The sequence below is a fragment of the Flavobacterium galactosidilyticum genome, from assembly GCF_020911945.1.
Classification (GTDB): Bacteria; Bacteroidota; Bacteroidia; order Flavobacteriales; family Flavobacteriaceae; genus Flavobacterium; species Flavobacterium galactosidilyticum.
Genome location: NZ_CP087135.1, coordinates 3,087,472 through 3,103,554, shown reverse-complemented (window position 1 = coordinate 3,103,554; position 16,083 = coordinate 3,087,472). Strand labels below are relative to the sequence as shown.

Annotated in this window: 17 protein-coding genes; 5 read left to right on the top strand and 12 right to left on the bottom strand. The window is 33.9% G+C overall.

Annotated features, from left to right (window positions below):
• The first annotated feature begins 101 nt into the window (after window positions 1-101).
• On the top strand, window positions 102-2,807 hold the full coding sequence (locus tag LNP27_RS13365; protein WP_229942141.1) for a DNA gyrase/topoisomerase IV subunit A: 2,706 nt from the start codon (window positions 102-104) through the stop codon (window positions 2,805-2,807).
• Window positions 2,808-2,847: 40 nt separating this feature from the next.
• Here LNP27_RS13365 and LNP27_RS13360 read toward each other — a convergent pair whose 3' ends face one another.
• The 7 genes from LNP27_RS13360 to LNP27_RS13330 all read right to left on the bottom strand — a co-directional run bounded on the left by LNP27_RS13360 (window position 2,848) and on the right by LNP27_RS13330 (window position 7,467).
• Entirely contained in the window at window positions 2,848-3,618 is a 771-nt protein-coding gene (locus LNP27_RS13360; protein ID WP_229942140.1) for a TerC family protein, read from the bottom strand.
• 37 nt (window positions 3,619-3,655) lie between these two features.
• Window positions 3,656-4,030 (bottom strand): DNA topoisomerase IV, encoded by a 375-nt coding sequence (locus tag LNP27_RS13355; RefSeq protein WP_229942139.1) that lies wholly within the window; start codon window positions 4,028-4,030, stop codon window positions 3,656-3,658.
• A 170-nt stretch (window positions 4,031-4,200) separates the two neighbouring features.
• Window positions 4,201-4,773, bottom strand: coding sequence for a pentapeptide repeat-containing protein (locus tag LNP27_RS13350; RefSeq protein WP_229942138.1), 573 nt, complete (start codon window positions 4,771-4,773; stop codon window positions 4,201-4,203).
• Complete coding sequence (locus tag LNP27_RS13345; protein WP_229942137.1) at window positions 4,773-4,994, bottom strand: DUF6095 family protein; 222 nt, start codon at window positions 4,992-4,994, stop codon at window positions 4,773-4,775. The genes LNP27_RS13350 and LNP27_RS13345 overlap by 1 nt, the downstream gene beginning before the upstream one ends.
• A 39-nt stretch (window positions 4,995-5,033) precedes the next feature.
• Window positions 5,034-5,846: an N-acetylmuramic acid 6-phosphate etherase gene (gene murQ, locus LNP27_RS13340; RefSeq protein ID WP_229942136.1), complete on the bottom strand. Its 813-nt coding sequence runs from the start codon at window positions 5,844-5,846 to the stop codon at window positions 5,034-5,036.
• A gap of 161 nt (window positions 5,847-6,007) precedes the next feature.
• On the bottom strand, window positions 6,008-6,703 hold the full coding sequence (locus tag LNP27_RS13335) for a ZIP family metal transporter (RefSeq protein WP_229942135.1): 696 nt from the start codon (window positions 6,701-6,703) through the stop codon (window positions 6,008-6,010).
• Window positions 6,703-7,467 (bottom strand): class I SAM-dependent methyltransferase, encoded by a 765-nt coding sequence (locus tag LNP27_RS13330; protein ID WP_229942134.1) that lies wholly within the window; start codon window positions 7,465-7,467, stop codon window positions 6,703-6,705. The genes LNP27_RS13335 and LNP27_RS13330 overlap by 1 nt, the downstream gene beginning before the upstream one ends.
• A gap of 204 nt (window positions 7,468-7,671) precedes the next feature.
• On the opposite strand from LNP27_RS13330, the gene LNP27_RS13325 reads away from it, so the two are divergent.
• Together LNP27_RS13325 and LNP27_RS13320 are read left to right on the top strand one after the other, a co-directional pair.
• Window positions 7,672-8,865: a THUMP domain-containing class I SAM-dependent RNA methyltransferase gene (locus LNP27_RS13325; protein ID WP_229942133.1), complete on the top strand. Its 1,194-nt coding sequence runs from the start codon at window positions 7,672-7,674 to the stop codon at window positions 8,863-8,865.
• A 40-nt stretch (window positions 8,866-8,905) separates the two neighbouring features.
• Window positions 8,906-9,142: a hypothetical protein gene (locus LNP27_RS13320; RefSeq protein WP_229942132.1), complete on the top strand. Its 237-nt coding sequence runs from the start codon at window positions 8,906-8,908 to the stop codon at window positions 9,140-9,142.
• Window positions 9,143-9,238: 96 nt separating this feature from the next.
• Here the strand turns inward: LNP27_RS13320 and LNP27_RS13315 are convergent, their stop codons facing one another.
• The 4 genes from LNP27_RS13315 to LNP27_RS13300 form a co-directional block, all read right to left on the bottom strand.
• Window positions 9,239-10,078, bottom strand: a complete 840-nt coding sequence (locus tag LNP27_RS13315; protein ID WP_229942131.1) for a DUF6048 family protein — start codon at window positions 10,076-10,078, stop codon at window positions 9,239-9,241.
• Window positions 10,050-10,571: a DUF6452 family protein gene (locus LNP27_RS13310; RefSeq protein ID WP_229942130.1), complete on the bottom strand. Its 522-nt coding sequence runs from the start codon at window positions 10,569-10,571 to the stop codon at window positions 10,050-10,052. The genes LNP27_RS13315 and LNP27_RS13310 overlap by 29 nt, the downstream gene beginning before the upstream one ends.
• A 79-nt stretch (window positions 10,572-10,650) precedes the next feature.
• A complete protein-coding gene (gene rlmD, locus LNP27_RS13305) occupies window positions 10,651-12,066 on the bottom strand; it encodes a 23S rRNA (uracil(1939)-C(5))-methyltransferase RlmD (protein WP_229942129.1) in 1,416 nt (471 codons plus the stop codon).
• A 239-nt stretch (window positions 12,067-12,305) separates the two neighbouring features.
• Window positions 12,306-12,998, bottom strand: a complete 693-nt coding sequence (locus LNP27_RS13300) for an SGNH/GDSL hydrolase family protein (RefSeq protein ID WP_229942128.1) — start codon at window positions 12,996-12,998, stop codon at window positions 12,306-12,308.
• Window positions 12,999-13,294: 296 nt separating this feature from the next.
• Between LNP27_RS13300 and LNP27_RS13295 the strand changes: the two genes are divergently transcribed.
• Together LNP27_RS13295 and LNP27_RS13290 are read left to right on the top strand one after the other, a co-directional pair.
• Window positions 13,295-14,350, top strand: coding sequence for a sensor histidine kinase (locus LNP27_RS13295; protein ID WP_229942127.1), 1,056 nt, complete (start codon window positions 13,295-13,297; stop codon window positions 14,348-14,350).
• A 162-nt stretch (window positions 14,351-14,512) separates the two neighbouring features.
• Entirely contained in the window at window positions 14,513-14,923 is a 411-nt protein-coding gene (locus tag LNP27_RS13290) for an OsmC family peroxiredoxin (RefSeq protein WP_229942126.1), read from the top strand.
• Between the two features lie 73 nt (window positions 14,924-14,996).
• Here LNP27_RS13290 and cysM read toward each other — a convergent pair whose 3' ends face one another.
• Complete coding sequence (gene cysM, locus LNP27_RS13285) at window positions 14,997-15,884, bottom strand: cysteine synthase CysM (protein WP_229942125.1); 888 nt, start codon at window positions 15,882-15,884, stop codon at window positions 14,997-14,999.
• Window positions 15,885-16,083: the final 199 nt, after the last annotated feature.

The window sequence follows — 16,083 nt, the reverse complement described above, 5'->3', positions numbered from 1 at the left end:
AAATGAATTCCGAGAAAATGTAACGGAATTTTTAAAATTTAACTATATAGTCAATAAATGGGGTTTTTTATAGCGCCATAACTTGAGTTTTAAGCATTTTTATGAAAGACGAAGAAGAAGATAACATTATACCAAATGAAGACGAATCGCAAAACGAAATCAACGATTCCAAGGAATCAAACGACGAAGGATTTGACGACATAGTAACTTCGGGGGAACACCATTTTTATGATAATCAAGAAGACGGAAACGATACCATTACCAAAGTTACGGGAATGTATAAAGACTGGTTTCTAGATTATGCCTCTTATGTAATTCTGGAGCGTGCCGTTCCGGCGATTGAAGATGGTTTCAAACCGGTGCAACGTAGAATCATGCATTCGCTTAAAGAATTAGATGACGGTCGTTATAACAAAGTGGCAAACGTTGTGGGACACACGATGCAGTATCACCCTCATGGAGATCAGAGTATTGGTGATGCGATGGTGCAAATAGGTCAAAAAGAATTGCTAATCGACTGTCAAGGAAACTGGGGAAATATCTTAACCGGTGATGGAGCAGCAGCTTCCCGTTATATAGAAGCACGATTGTCTAAATTTGCTTTGGAGGTTTTATATTCTCCAAAAATTACAGATTGGGGCGTTTCGTATGATGGTCGTCGAGCAGAACCCAATAATCTTCCTGTAAAATTCCCGTTGCTTTTAGCACAAGGTGCTGAAGGGATTGCGGTTGGGCTTTCGATGAAAGTATTGCCTCATAACTTTAATGAGTTAATAGATTGTTCAATAAAAATATTAAAAGGAAAGCCGTTTACCTTGTACCCTGATTTCATGACACAAGGTATTGCTGATATATCAAATTACAATGATGGTTTGCGCGGCGGTCGTGTTCGCGTGCGTGCTAAAATTGCGCAACTGGATAAAAATACTTTGGTAATTACCCAAATTCCATTTTCGACCAATACGACGACTTTGATTGACAGTATTTTGAAAGCCAATGATAAAGGGAAAATCAAAATTAAAAAAATTGAGGATAATACTGCTGCAGATGTAGAGATATTAATACATCTTTTTCCAGGTGTTTCTCCTGATAAAACAATTGATGCCTTGTTTGCTTTTACAGCTTGCGAAACTTCGGTAGCGCCACTAGGTTGTGTGATTGAGGATAATAAACCGTTGTTTGTAGGTGTTTCTGATATGTTGCGAATTTCAACTAATAGAACGGTACAACTGCTAAAAAGTGAACTTGAAATTCAATTGAGTGAACTTGAAGAACAATGGCACTTTCTATCCTTGGAACGTATTTTTATCGAAAATAAAATCTATCGAGATATTGAAGAAATGACTACTCGTGAAACGGTACTAAAAGCCGTTGATGATGGGTTAAAACCGCATATAAAACATTTAAAACGTGCCGTTACCGAAGAGGATATTCTACGATTGTTAGATATTCGAATCATGCGTATTTCTAAGTTTGACAGCAATAAAGCCCAAGACAAAATCGAATCTTTGGAAGGAGATATCGAGCAAGTAAAACACCATTTAGAACATCTGATTGATTTTGCGATTGCTTATTTTGCAAAGTTAAAAGAGAAGTATGGCAAAGGCCGTGAGCGCCAAACAGAACTTCGTATTTTTGATGACATCGAAGCGACGAAAGTAGTGTTGCGAAATACAAAATTGTATGTAAATAAAGAAGAAGGTTTTGTAGGAACGAGTTTGAAAAAAGATGAATATGTAACGGACTGTTCTGATATTGATGATGTAATTGTTTTTCTTCGTGACGGAAAAATGATGATTACAAAGGTAGATGCTAAAACATTTGTTGGGAAAGATATTATTCATATTGCTATTTTTGATAAAAGCGACAAGCGAACGATTTATAACATGATTTATCGTGATGGAAAATCAGGGCCTTCTTATATAAAACGTTTTAATGTTTCAGGTGTAACTCGAGATAAAGCATATGATTTAACCAATGAAACCGCTGGATCGCAAGTAGTATATTTTTCTTGTAATCCAAATGGAGAAGCTGAGGTAATTACTATTTTGCTACGCCAAATAGGAACCGTCAAAAAACTGAAATTCGATATTGATTTTGCTAATCTGGCAATTAAAGGTCGAAGTTCAAAAGGTAACTTAGTGACCAAATATCCTATCAAAAAAATCGAATTGAAAGAGAAAGGAATTTCGACTCTTTTGCCTCGAAAAGTATGGTTTGATGATACAGTTCAAAGATTAAATGTTGATGGAAGAGGGGAATTGCTTGGCGAATTTAGGCCAAGTGATAAAATCTTGATTATATCCCAAACAGGAAAATTAAAAGTAATTACGCCTGAATTAACGACACATTTTGATACTGATATGGTAGTTTTAGAGAAATGGGTTCCTGCTAAACCAATTTCAGCTATTTATTACGATGGTGAAAAAGAGCGCTATTACATAAAACGCTTCCTAGTAGAAACGGAGAATAAAGAAGAAAGTTTTATTACGGAACATCCTAATTCACAATTAGAAATCGTGTCAACGGATTATCGTCCTGTGGCAGAATTAGTTTTCCCAAAAGTAAAAGGAGTTCAAAAAGAAAGCGTAACAGTAGATATCGAATCCTATATTGCTATAAAAGGATTTAAAGCATTAGGAAATCAATTGACAACCGATAAATTAAAACAAGTAAATCTTCTGGAGCCTTTGCATTATGAGCTTCCTGTGGAGGTTGTTCCTGAAAAAGTTAAGTTAGATGAAAACCTTGATGAGTCAGGTGTGCAATTAGATGATGATGGTCAAGTAACTTTAAGTTTAGAATAAAAAAATAGCGCTTTTGGAGCGCTATTTTTTTTAAATACTATTAGTTTTTCTTTCGCATTTTCATATTCAGGAATTCTACTGCTAATGAAAAAGCAATTGCAAAGTATAAATATCCTTTAGGAACCGCACCAACATGTTCGCCAACCAACGCAGCATTTGATAAGTGCATACTTTCTGTAATCAACATGAAACCAATAAGGATTAAGAAAGCCAATCCTAAAATTTGTATCGACGGATTCACATTTACAAAATTCCCTACTGGAACTGCAAAAAGCATCATTACTCCAACAGAGATAATTACGGCAGTCACCATAATATATAATGCTCCTGGAACGCCATTTGTCATACCAACAGCAGTCAATATACTATCCACAGAGAAAATAAGGTCAATCAATAAAATTTGGAAAATTACATTCCCAAAAGATTTTGCTGCAGTAGTTTTTAAGTCCTTTTCTTCTTCTCCCTTATGATCTACTTTTTCATGAATTTCTTTGGTACTTTTATAAATTAGAAATAAACCTCCTAAAAATAAAATCATCGCTTGACCCGTAAAATCTGCACTAAACCAAGTCCAATTCACACTAAAAAATGGTTCTTTCATAGCAATTAACACCGTAATTCCAAAAAGTAAAGCAATACGCATGAACATAGCCAAAAACAAACCAATTTGCGTCGCTTTTTTACGCTTTTCTTCAGGTAATTTTCCAGTTACAATTGATATGAAGATGATATTGTCAATTCCCAAGATGATTTCAAGAAAAGTTAATGTTAACAACGCAATCCATGCATCCGGATTTAAAAATACTTCCATTTTTATTTAGTTAAAGTTTATTTTTTTTATTTAGTCGTTAGTTTCCCAGTTTTGTTACAGTTCCTTTTTGTTTTGCATCATATCCAACCATTCCAAACTCAAAAGTATAAGAATCTTTTGTAGTTGTCAATATTTTCATGCTTATAGCTTTCTCTTCTGCTTTGTTTTTAGGATGTAATTTCTGCAACACATATTCACAATCACTCACCCATCGTATCGATGCTGTATCTGTTTTACCTTCATAAGTTTCAATTTCAATCGTGTCATTGCGTTCAAAATAGGTGGTTTGTTTCACACCATCAACTACATGTTCAAATTTGAATTTTCCAGTTTTAAAGTCCTTGCAGTTGCGTTCCACATCATAACACGACATTAGTACTAGTAGTAGCGGAAGTAAGATTATCTTTTTCATATTATATTTTTTGTTTTTATTAGGGTCCAATCCAGCTGTATGCTGCAATTCCTCGGTTATAAAACTTTTTTTCTAATGACAATAAAGGAGCTTCTTTCTGTCGCTCTTTTTTGTAAAGAAAAAATAGTTTTATGCCCTGCGGGATTTTCACTTCCATCTGGATATTACAGTTATAGTATTTTAATATCGTATTTCTCTAAAAGTCCAGGAATTCCTTGCATTGAAAATTTAGCTTTTTTCATAGAATTAAATTCAGGATCAATTTTGTAATTGTATGCTGAAGTAAAATCTACGCCAGCTAAAAGCGTATCGTTAAAAATAGCACTATCAAGATTACAATTTTCAAAACTAGATTGCGTAAGATTTGAACCAGTAAAAGTAACCTCTTTCATCGAACACGAATTGAACTTTGTTTTTGGCATTTTTTTATTGGCAAAAGACGAATAATCAATAACGCAATCGTGAAAAGTGACACTAAACAAAAAATCAGTGCATTTATTAAAATGGATTCCCAGTAGTTTGCAGTTTTTAAATCCAACAGTTTTTAAACTTGTTGCTGTTAAATCAATCATAGCTAAATTACAATCGATAAATTCGCAATCCATAAAAGTGTTATTTGAAAAATCACTGTTAGAGAAATCGCAGTTTTTGAAAGTACAATCTTCAAATTCTCGATGATTAATTCTCTTGTTGATCCAATCGACTTTTTCGAATGTTTTCTGAATGTGTATTAAATCTTCCATTAGTCATTAAATAAGCTTTTTACCATAACTTTTAAACCTAAAAACGCTAAATATACACCAATTCCACAAAAGATAATCCCAACGGCCAATACTAAATAATGCCATCCATTTTCCTTGTTTACAAATGCATTATAAATTACAGCTGGGCCAATGAAAAGAAGAGGTAAAGATCCCGCTAAATACTTGATTCCTTTGTTTAAAAGTTCTTTATTTGTTGCCATTTTTTTGCTTTAACATTAGATTAAAAGTTCAATTAAAAATTATTGATTGTAATAATCAACAGCTTTCCGTACACTTCCATGTTTTTTTAATAAATCACTTGCTTCTTCATACGAAACTGCGACTTCGTCCATGATCATTTTTACACCACGATCTACAAGTTTGCTGTTACTCAATTGCATATCGACCATTTTATTACCTTTTACTTTTCCTAACTGAACCATGGTGGCGGTTGTAATCATATTAAGGACCAGTTTTTGCGCCGTACCTGCTTTCATACGAGAACTTCCAGTTACAAATTCAGGACCCACAACCACGTCAATAGGAAATTGTGCTGTCAATGAAAGTGGACTTCCTGCATTACAGGAAATGCTTCCTGTAATAATGTTGTTTTTATTGCATTCTTCTAAACCAGCAATTACATAAGGTGTAGTTCCTGAAGCGGCGATTCCCACCACAACATCATTTTCGCTAATATTATGCGCTTGTAAATCAAACCAAGCTTGATTAGCATTGTCTTCGGCATTTTCTACTGCCTTGCGAATGGCAGTGTCTCCACCAGCAATTATCCCAATTACTAAATCGAAAGGAACACCAAAAGTTGGTGGACATTCCGATGCATCTAGAATTCCTAAACGTCCAGAAGTTCCTGCTCCTATGTAGAATAAACGCCCGCCTAATTTCATTTTAGGAACAATTGCATTTACTAGATTTTCTATTTGTGGCAATGCTTTTTCAACTGCTAAAGGAACGGTCTTGTCTTCGTTATTAATATTCGAAAGCAAGTTTGAAACCGACATTTTTTCTAAATGTTCGTATTTTGAAGATTGTTCTGTCGTTTTAGTAAATGTCATTTTTAATGCTGTTAAAATTTTTAGAACGCAATTTATGTTCTGTTTCTATTTTTTTGCGTGAGGGATAGTAGTGGAAATCCTTTTTTATGTAGCGATAGCGAAATAAAAAATATTGCAACGTATAGCCCGGTTCGCCTTTGCGAACACGCCCAAATTATTAATTATAAAAAATACGCCAATACAATTCCGATTACAATCATGGAAACTTTGGCGATATTAAATTTGTGTCCTTCGCTACTTTCGAAAATAATTGTAGAAGAAATATGAAATAAAATACCAATAACCACTGCCGTAATCTGGCTATGGTATTCGTTTAATCCTGTCAAATAATCAGAGGCTAAAGTTCCTAACGGCGTCATTAATGCAAATGTTAACATAAAGACGAAAATCGCTTTTTTGTTTAAATGCGAATTAATGAAAAAAGTAGTTAGTATAATAGCGATAGGAAGGTGATGAATTGCGATTCCTAGAGCTAGTTTGCCATGATCATGACCCACTGGAAACCCTTCTAGAAAGGCATGAATACACAAGCTAATGAACAGTAACCAGGGAATGTGAGACATGTTAGGATTTCCATGGACGTGTCCATGCTCAGCCCCTTTTGAGAAAAACTCTAGGACGATTTGGAATAAAATCCCTAACATAATAAAGATTCCTGCATTGCTATCGTGGCTTTCGCCTGCGCCGTGGTCGTGTACTGCATATACTTCTGGAAGCAAATGCATAACAGTTAAGGATAGCAAGAATGATCCGCTAAAAGCTAGTAACAACTTAAGATTAGTTTTGTTTTTTGGTTTTAAAACCAAAGCAACTACATATCCTAGAAGTACGGAAAGTAGGGGTAAAAGATAGTTCATTATTTAAAAATCATGATTAATCGCTCACTTTCTGTTTTGTGGAATTTCTTTAATTTATAATCTCCAAAAATATCCAACAAGTAAATTCCAGCTTCGTCCATTAATAGTTCAAAATCTTGAAGTGTCAACGCTTTTACCTTTTCAGTAAAATGGAATTTTTGTCCCTTGTCTTCAAAATCAATTTCTTTATAAATATGACCGTCTTTTAGATAACGCTTGATATGAAATTCAATTTCATCTACCACTTTAATTTCTTCAGGAACAAGTGTGTTGACTACCTGATTAACATTCATGAAGTCAATGGCCGCAAATCCGTATTCTGACAAGCTTTCTTTGATAGCTTTTAATGTCGTTAGATTGTCTTCATCATTTTCGAAATAACCAAAGCTGGTAAATAAATTGAAAATGGCATCGTATTTCTCCTCAAAAGGTTGACGCATATCATGCACTTTGAAATGCAAGGTATCGTTAGCATTTTTACTAGCCTCTGCAATACTGTTTTCAGATAAATCAGCACCAAGAACGTCGAATCCTAATTGATTCAAATAAATAGAATGACGGCCTTTGCCACAAGCTAAATCTAATACTTTTGCTTTTTCTGGAAGATTGAGGTATTGCGTCAAATTATCCATGAAAATTTGTGCTTCTCTATAGTTGCGCTCCTTGTAAAGTATATGATAATAAGGTGTATCAAACCAGGATGAGTACCACATTTTAATTGGTTTTACTTGATTTTCGGTTGAGAGATTTTGAACTTCAGACATTTATTCTTTTTCAATTAATTCGATTGATGCAAATTTAGTGTATTTTTGCAGAAAAAGAACTATTACACTACAAGACAAAGTGAACAAAGGCGTTAATTTTTTTAGAAATTATGAACGTATCAATTTCGATTTGTAAAGTGTTGCCTAAAAAAGTTTCGTTGGTAATAGTTTAAGTAGAATTTACGTGTTGGAATTTAAATAAAGATGGAAGATAATTTTAGAATGGTTGCCAAAACCTTTTTTGGTTTTGAGGAGATATTAGCAAAAGAATTGCAAATGCTAGGTGCACAAAATGTGGAGCAAGGCGTGCGAATGGTAAGTTTTAAAGGAGATAAAGGTTTTATGTATAAAGCTAATTTAGCTTTGCGTACTGCTTTGAAAATCTTGAAACCTATCTATTTTTTTAAAGCTAATAATGAACAAGCTTTATACAAGGGAATTTCAGGTGTAAACTGGTCAAAGCTAATTGGTGCAAACCAAACTTTTGTAATTGATACAACGGTACATTCGGAATATTTTAATCACTCTGAATTTGTTTCTCAAAAATGTAAAGATGCTATTGTAGATCAATTTAGAGAAAGAACAGGGCAACGTCCAAGTATTGATAAAGTGCATCCTGATTTGCGAATTAATATTCATATTGATAAAGACCAAGTTTCGGTTGCATTAGATACTTCAGGAAATGCATTAAATCAACGTGGATATCGAACCGCTACTAATATTGCTCCTATAAACGAAGTTTTAGCAGCTGGAATATTATTGCTTTCAGGTTGGGATGGTCAAACAGATTTCTTGGATCCAATGTGTGGTTCTGGAACATTCCTTGCCGAAGCAGCGATGATTGCTTGTAATATTCCGGCAAACATCAATCGTAAGGAATTTGCTTTCGAAAAATGGAACGACTGGGATAATGATTTGTTCGATGCTATTTCTGGCAGTTTATTAAAACGTGTTCGCGAGTTTCATCATACTATTAAAGGATATGATAAAGCTCCAAGCGCGGTTCAGAAAGCTAAGGACAACATCAAAAATGCCAATCTTGATGATTATGTTTCTATTGAAGAAAATAATTTCTTTGATACCGAAAAATCTACTGAAGGGAAATTACATATGGTTTTTAATCCTCCTTATGATGAGCGATTGGATATTCACATGGAAGAATTTTATAAAAACATAGGGGATACTTTAAAGAAGAATTACCCAGGAACTAATGCTTGGATGATTACAGCAAATCTTGAAGCACTAAAATATGTAGGATTAAAACCTTCGAGAAAAATTAAGCTTTTCAACGCAGGTTTAGAAGCGCGATTGGTAAAATACGAAATGTATGAAGGAAGTAAGAGAACAAAATTTCAAGTTTCTGACGGAAATAATAGTACTCCAGAGACTTCGATATAATTTTTGAATACGAATAATAACTCACAACTTTAAAAAAATAATGACCAAATTACAAATACGAGCATTTCTATATCAGTTAGGATGTTTTGCAATATTGTTTATTTCTTTTAGATATTTAGTAGAGCAGTATACTGGGCTAAAGGATTTTTGGATTCCGCTAACTGCTTTTGCTATTGGGACACTTTTATCACCTAAATTTCAAGCGGTAAAAACGAAAGATGGTGAAAAATTATACATGAAATGGATATTCATGAAAGGAATTAAGGAAATAGAATAGTTTTTAGTTAGCTATTTCGAAAGAAGCATAAAAAAAAGAGATAAGTTCGTTACGAATTTATCTCTTTTTTTTTAGAAGAAGATTATTTTAATTTTCTTATTTCTTATTTTCTACTGTGACAGTGGGTTTTACTTTCTTTTTATATATAGGAACAAAGTAGGTAACAGTGTAATTAAATCCTACGCCAAAATCTCCATCATACGTTCTGTTGAATCCTGGAATGTATAAGTTGGAAAAATTTTCTGGTTGCTTATTGGTCACTAGTCTATTCAATCTCAGACTGAAACCCATAAATACATTATCAAAAACTTTAGCTTTCACTCCCGCAACTACTTCTATCCAACTTGCTGATAATCCATCAAATTTTTTCCCAGAAGCAATAACAGGTGTTTCTCCAAAATAGGGATTTGAGTTGTAGATTCGGTAGCTGTTCAATTCTTGATTAAAAGTGCTAAAACCGTATCGCAAACCTATAGAAATTATATTTTCCATATCCAGCCAATTTTGATAAGCATTGTAATCAAATCCTGCTTTTATATAGGAACCTTTAGTAGTAAAGTTGACTCTATCATCATCAGTAGTTTTGTTTTCATTTCCTAATTCAGCGGCAAGGAAGTATTTTTTAGTCAATCTGTAATCTCCTACTAATTCAATTCCTTTGTAATTCTTATCATACAATGCCCGTGTTAGTTTGTACAAATCAACACCTACACGAATACCGTATCTGTCCGTTTTTGCTGGGATCGAATCATTTGTTTTTGCAGTAGGTTCGATTTTAACTAAAGGCATCGACGTTTCAGAAATTTTCTGATCCGCTTCTGTACTCACAGTTGTGCTTTTCTCTTGTTTTGGTTTTGGAGTAGTTTCTTGCGCTTGCGCCAAAGTCATCGATAAAACGAGAAAAAAACTAAAAAAAGATCTTAATGTGTGTTTCATTTTCGTTTTCTATAATATTTTTTTCAACCGATATAAATTTGATCCATTTTTGACTTGCAGCTACTGGGTCAGTATGCGTATAGGGAGCTGTGGGATCAAATGTGAAAATTGATTTGTAACCACAAGCTCTTGATACAAAAAGTTCTTGTTTACTATAATCAAATTTTATAATATCTTCATCAACTAAAGCCGGATTTGAATTTCCAAAATTCAATGTAAAGCTATAAGTAGTGGTGTTCTCATTGGTTTTTAATGGTATCGAAATTGTATTAGCACTTGTTGTCTCAGAACCATTAAAAAGAACCCCAGATGGCATTCCTTCTCCCACCACTTTTAAATTAGTTACGCTTTTTGCAACCGACGGATTTAAAAAATCATAAAACCCAATCACTAATCGCGGTGTTGTTGGCGTATTTGCATCACAAATATCATCTTTCTCACAACTGGAAAAGGATAGTGCTAAAACAAATAGTAGTAAAATTATTTTTTTCATAAATTATATCTTTAGTGTTCAGTCTCCAGTAGCAGTATTCAGTTTAATCGCACTAAATACTGCTGCTAACTACTGCCTACTATTTTCTTCTCTCTAAAAGCACTACGTTTTCTACGTGATGCGTTTGCGGAAACATATCTACAGGACGCACACGAGTAACTTTGTATTTCTCATCCATCAAAGCTAAATCACGCGCTTGAGTTGCGGAGTTACAACTTACATAAACCACTTTTTCAGGAGCAATTTTCATAATTTGCTCTATAACATCTTTGTGCATTCCGTCTCTTGGTGGATCAGTTATGATTACATCAGGATGACCATGCTGAGCGATAAAATCATCATTAAATACTATTTTCATATCACCTACAAAGAACTCACAATTGGTAATTTCATTGCGTTCAGCATTCAGTTTAGCATCTTTAATTGCTTCAGGGACACTTTCAACACCAATTACTTTTTTAGCTTTCTTCGACACAAATTGAGCAATAGTTCCTGTTCCTGTGTATAAATCATACACAATTTCATTTCCTGTTAATCCAGCAAAATCTCTTGTTATTTTGTATAGTTCGTACGCTTGATCTGAATTGGTTTGGTAAAAAGACTTAGCATTAATGCTAAATTTCAAACCTTCCATTTCTTCCAGAATGTAATCTCTACCTTTATATAGTTTGATATCAGTATCGTATAAAGTATCGTTCGCTTTATTGTTTACCACATATTGCAACGAAGTAATTTGAGGGAATTTCTCATAAAGATGATCTAGAAGTAATTCTCTATTGGCTTTATCGTTTTCGAAAAACTGAATTAAAACCATGATTTCACCAGTCGAAGCAGTACGCAACATTAATGTTCTTAGCAAACCTTCATGCGCTCTAGGATTAAAGAAAGTCAAGCCATGCTCATTTGCAAAAGCACGAACTTCATTTCTAATCGCATTTGATGGGTCTTCTTGTAAATGACATTTGTTAATGTCTAGAATTTTATCCCACATTTTAGGAATATGAAAACCTAGTGCATTTCTATTTCCTAAATCTTCGGTACTTCCAATTTCAGCTTCGGTTAACCAACGGCTGTTTGAAAACGAAAATTCCATTTTATTTCTATAAAAGAACTGTTTTTCTGAACCTAAAATTGGCTCAAATTCAGGAAGTTCTACTTTTCCGATGCGTTGTAAGTGGTTCAAGACTTCATTTTGCTTGTAATACAGCTGTTGACTGTATTTCATGTTCTGCCATTTACAACCGCCACAAACACCAAAATGCTCGCAAATAGGTTCTATACGATGTTCAGAAAATTCGTGAAAATGAATTGCTTTTCCTTCGTAATACGCTTTGCGTTTTTTGAATGTTTGCACGTCTACCACGTCGCCAGGAACGACATTAGGGATAAAAACTACTTTACCATCGGGAGCCTTTGCTACCGAAACGCCTTTTGCACCAGCATCAAGGACTTTTATTTGATGAAAGACAACTTTGTCTGTATTTTTCTTAGCCATGGCGCAAAAATAAGCCTTTGATTTCTTTTATAAATTCAAATTAAGAAATATTTTCAAAATGCATCCTTTTTATTTGGGCCTCATCCTGCTTTTCACTACAAATCCTAGTTTCATAAGCCTAAAACCGTCTCTAAAAGGAGCTTCCTACGGTCGCTATTATATCCTACGGTTTTTTAGGCTTATGCTACTGCATGTTTTTTCGCTGCAATCATGGGAAGTGCAATCAGGTGATAAATTGACTAATCTTTTCTCAAAGCTAAAGAGATAGCTTTCTCGACAATTGGCTCCATTGTTTGATAGCCCGCTTTATTAGGATGTACGCCATCCTTAGAATATTCCATCTTTAGCCCCAGCCTTTCATCTACCATAGCCGAATAATAATCAACAAATGCTATATTATTTGCTTTAGCGTAGTTTTTTAGCATTTCGTTCAACTTTGTTATTTTTTCAATTGGTTCTTGATTGGCTTTCCAAGGAAAATCGTATGCTGGTAAAACGGAACATAAAATTACTTTTATGTTGTTTGCTTTAGCTAATTCTGCCATAGAAAGAATATTATCCCTAATCATTTCAATACTTGATGGACCTGTATTACCTGCAATATCATTAATTCCAGCAAGAATTACAACTGCAGTAGGTTGCAAAGCGATGACATCGGCTCTAAAGCGAATCAGCATTTGGGGTGTGGTCTGCCCGCTAATTCCGCGATTGATATAGGATTTACCTGAAAAATAAGTAGGCTCAAGCACGTTCCAAAATTCGGTTATTGAATCTCCCATAAATACAATCCTTTTTTGCGCTGCAGTAGGATGTGGGAGCGAAGTATTTTGAGATTTGTACTTATTTAAATTTGCGAAATCTTGAGCTTTTGTATTTCCTGCCATAATGAGAACTAATAGTAAAATGTAGTATTTTGAAAGTGATTGAGCCATTCTATTCTGCAATAAATAGTTAAAAATTATATATCAATTATTTAGAAATAATCACAAATTTAGCGAATTATGGAACTATTTCGTTTACCCTCTGTATTTTATTTCATAGAGGTTAATTATCGCCAATATATTTACATATCTTGGCTAGTATGTCGTTGTCTTGTCAAGGGGATAATAAGCGAGAATCTTGTTTTTTAGAATTTACAAATTAATTTACAACATTACACGACTCTTTAGGATCGACTAATTGCGGTGATTTATTATGTTTACATTTGACCAAATTAAAAATAGTAGTAATGAAGCTGTACGAAAGATTATCGAATATAAAATTTTTAAAAAACAGCTACGCTTTTAAATTTTTGTTTGTTGCATTTGTAGGAATTCATATACCACTGATAGGAATGTTATTATTTGCTGTGTATGGAAATAAAACAATTTTAGCTAGTACGATTTTGATTTTTGCACTTGTAATGACCTTATTAGCTACGGCAGTTACATTATTTTTTTTAAAACAGTTAAATAAGCCTATTGAAACCGCTTCTAAAGCATTAGATAATTATCGAAATGAGCGAAAAGTACCTGTACTTCCTACTAATTTTTCTGATGAGGTCGGATTGTTAATGAGTAATATTCAAAAAACTATTATAGACCACGAACGTTTCATAAGTGAAAAACAAGACTTAATTTACTTGCTTTCTCATGATTTCAAAAATTTCACAGGGAATTCGCAAGGATTAGCGGAGCTTATTTTACATGAAAATCCATCTAAAGACGTTTCGGATTATGCGAAGTTAATTCTGCAATCAACCAACCAGCAGTTTATTTTTATAGATATTTTTATCAAATTGATTAAAGATGAGGATGAACTTTCTAATCGAGGTTTGCAAACCAACACAATCAACTTACATGCTGTGTTTGATTCGGTAACGAGTCAATTAGGGCAAAAATTACTTTCAAAACAAATTGAATTAAAGACAAGTTCTGAACTCGAAGAAGCTGTGCTAATGATTGACGAAGATTTATTAGTTCGTGTTTTAGTTAATTTAGTAGATAATGCGATAAAGTTTTCTTTCTCGAATAGTGAAATTAAACTAACTGTAAGCGTTATTGATGGTAAAGTAGCATTTTCAGTATCAGATTCAGGAATAGGATTTGATCCAAAAAATAAGGTGGAACTGTATGAAAAATTTACAAACAGAGGGCGATTAGGAACTGCTAACGAACCATCAACTGGTATTGGTCTATATTTATGTAGAAAAATTGTACAAAAATATCATGGGGATTTTCTTCTTGATAGTGAAGGAGTTAATCAAGGCGCTACATTCTCAGTACTCTTTAAAAACGAGAAATGATTATGTTGATTAGTTTTAAACTTTAGTTAAATAAACTGCTTTTACTCGAGATTTGTTGATAGATGACCTAAATTTGAGAAAACACGATTTTTGAAATTATTTATTTGATTATTAAAATTTGTAACAATTATTAAATCATTTACACTATTAAAACTACAAACTATGAAAAGAAATGCAACCGCCGTCTGGAATGGTTCACTTAAAGAAGGAGCCGGGAAACTAAGCACAGAAACCACTACATTAAAAGATACGCAATATTCGTTTAAATCTCGTTTTGAGGAAGGAGTAGGTACAAATCCTGAGGAACTTATTGCGGCAGCTCATGCTGGTTGCTTCACCATGCAGCTTACCGCCTATATCAGTGAGGAAGGCTTTGAAGTAGAAAGTATTGAGTCTAAATGTGATATTGACTTAGTTGACGGAACGATAATCACATCCCACTTAACAATACATGCTAAAATAAAAGATATTTCTGAAGACATTTTTCAGCAGTTTGTTGCAAAAGCGGAGAAAAACTGTCCCGTTTCTAAAGTGTTAAACGCAGCTATTTCGACGACTGCAATTTTAGTATAAATAATTGATTACTAAAGGAAAGAGGCTTGATGTTTTTGAAATCAAGCCTCTTTTGTTATGTAGAAATAGCTATTTAATCAAATAGATCAGATGATAAATAACGATCGCCACGGTCGCAAATGATTGCGACAATCACCCCAGATTCTAAAGTAGTTGCGATTTTTAATGCTGCAGCTACAGAACCTCCACTACTCATTCCTGCGAAAACACCTTCTTCAAGCGCCAATCGTTTCGTCATCGCTCGCGCTTCTTCTTCTGAAACTTCTATTACAGTATCAACTTTTGATGGGTCAAAAATCTTTGGTAAATATTCTTTTGGCCATTTCCTGATTCCAGGAATTTGAGAACCATCGCTAGGTTGCGCACCTATTATTTGGATAGCAGGATTCTGTTCTTTCAGGTATGCAGATGTTCCTATAATTGTCCCTGTAGTTCCCATAGCAGATACAAAATGAGTAACAGTTCCATCGGTATCATTCCATATTTCTGGACCTGTTGTTTTGTAATGGGCTTTCCAGTTGTCATCATTAGCAAACTGATTTAACATAATATAACCGCCTTCAGCCACTTTTTTGTCAGCATAATCCCTTGAGCCAATAATCCCCGTGCTAGCAGGTGTTAAAATGACTGTAGCGCCGTACGCACGCATGGTTTGAGTACGCTCTTTAGTAGAATCCTCTGGTAAAACGAGTTCAATTTCTATATTAAATAATTGCGCAATCATTGCTAATGCAATTCCAGTATTACCGCTTGTAGCCTCGATAAGTTTATCTCCTTTTTTGATTTCTCCACGTTCTAATGCGGATTTAATCATGTTGTAAGCTGCTCTATCTTTGACGCTGCCTCCAGGGTTATTGCCTTCTAGTTTTAGTAAAAGTTTTACGTTTTTATTTTGTACTAGGTTAATAGATTCTACTAACGGTGTATTGCCTATTAAGTCCACTAATTTTTGTGATTTCATGCTGTTTTGTATCTAATGATTTTAATGAGGAGGATTTAATTATCCTCTATTGTCTTTTTTATCGTAAAGGATTTTTTAAAAACAGCAACAACAATGACAATAAGGTGTAGAAGTAAAATTTAAAATCATTTTCTTAGTTTTATATCAAGACACAAATATATTGAACTATTTCGAATAATTTATTTGTAGATGGAAAGAG

Excerpts from the sequence above, each read along its gene's own strand:
- rlmD (WP_229942129.1), bottom strand. The coding sequence starts at position 12,066 with ATGGCTAAGAAAAATACAGACAAAGTTGTCTTTCATCAAATAAAAGTC.
- LNP27_RS13345 (WP_229942137.1), bottom strand. The coding sequence starts at position 4,994 with ATGGCAACAAATAAAGAACTTTTAAACAAAGGAATCAAGTATTTAGCG.
- LNP27_RS13290 (WP_229942126.1), top strand. The coding sequence starts at position 14,513 with ATGAAAAGAAATGCAACCGCCGTCTGGAATGGTTCACTTAAAGAAGGA.
- LNP27_RS13295 (WP_229942127.1), top strand. The coding sequence starts at position 13,295 with ATGAAGCTGTACGAAAGATTATCGAATATAAAATTTTTAAAAAACAGC.
- LNP27_RS13335 (WP_229942135.1), bottom strand. The coding sequence starts at position 6,703 with ATGAACTATCTTTTACCCCTACTTTCCGTACTTCTAGGATATGTAGTT.
- LNP27_RS13315 (WP_229942131.1), bottom strand. The coding sequence starts at position 10,078 with ATGAAACACACATTAAGATCTTTTTTTAGTTTTTTTCTCGTTTTATCG.
- LNP27_RS13355 (WP_229942139.1), bottom strand. The coding sequence starts at position 4,030 with ATGAAAAAGATAATCTTACTTCCGCTACTACTAGTACTAATGTCGTGT.
- LNP27_RS13325 (WP_229942133.1), top strand. The coding sequence starts at position 7,672 with ATGGAAGATAATTTTAGAATGGTTGCCAAAACCTTTTTTGGTTTTGAG.
- LNP27_RS13300 (WP_229942128.1), bottom strand. The coding sequence starts at position 12,998 with ATGGCTCAATCACTTTCAAAATACTACATTTTACTATTAGTTCTCATT.
- LNP27_RS13310 (WP_229942130.1), bottom strand. The coding sequence starts at position 10,571 with ATGAAAAAAATAATTTTACTACTATTTGTTTTAGCACTATCCTTTTCC.
- LNP27_RS13330 (WP_229942134.1), bottom strand. The coding sequence starts at position 7,467 with ATGTCTGAAGTTCAAAATCTCTCAACCGAAAATCAAGTAAAACCAATT.
- LNP27_RS13360 (WP_229942140.1), bottom strand. The coding sequence starts at position 3,618 with ATGGAAGTATTTTTAAATCCGGATGCATGGATTGCGTTGTTAACATTA.
- LNP27_RS13320 (WP_229942132.1), top strand. The coding sequence starts at position 8,906 with ATGACCAAATTACAAATACGAGCATTTCTATATCAGTTAGGATGTTTT.
- LNP27_RS13350 (WP_229942138.1), bottom strand. The coding sequence starts at position 4,773 with ATGGAAGATTTAATACACATTCAGAAAACATTCGAAAAAGTCGATTGG.
- murQ (WP_229942136.1), bottom strand. The coding sequence starts at position 5,846 with ATGACATTTACTAAAACGACAGAACAATCTTCAAAATACGAACATTTA.
- LNP27_RS13365 (WP_229942141.1), top strand. The coding sequence starts at position 102 with ATGAAAGACGAAGAAGAAGATAACATTATACCAAATGAAGACGAATCG.
- cysM (WP_229942125.1), bottom strand. The coding sequence starts at position 15,884 with ATGAAATCACAAAAATTAGTGGACTTAATAGGCAATACACCGTTAGTA.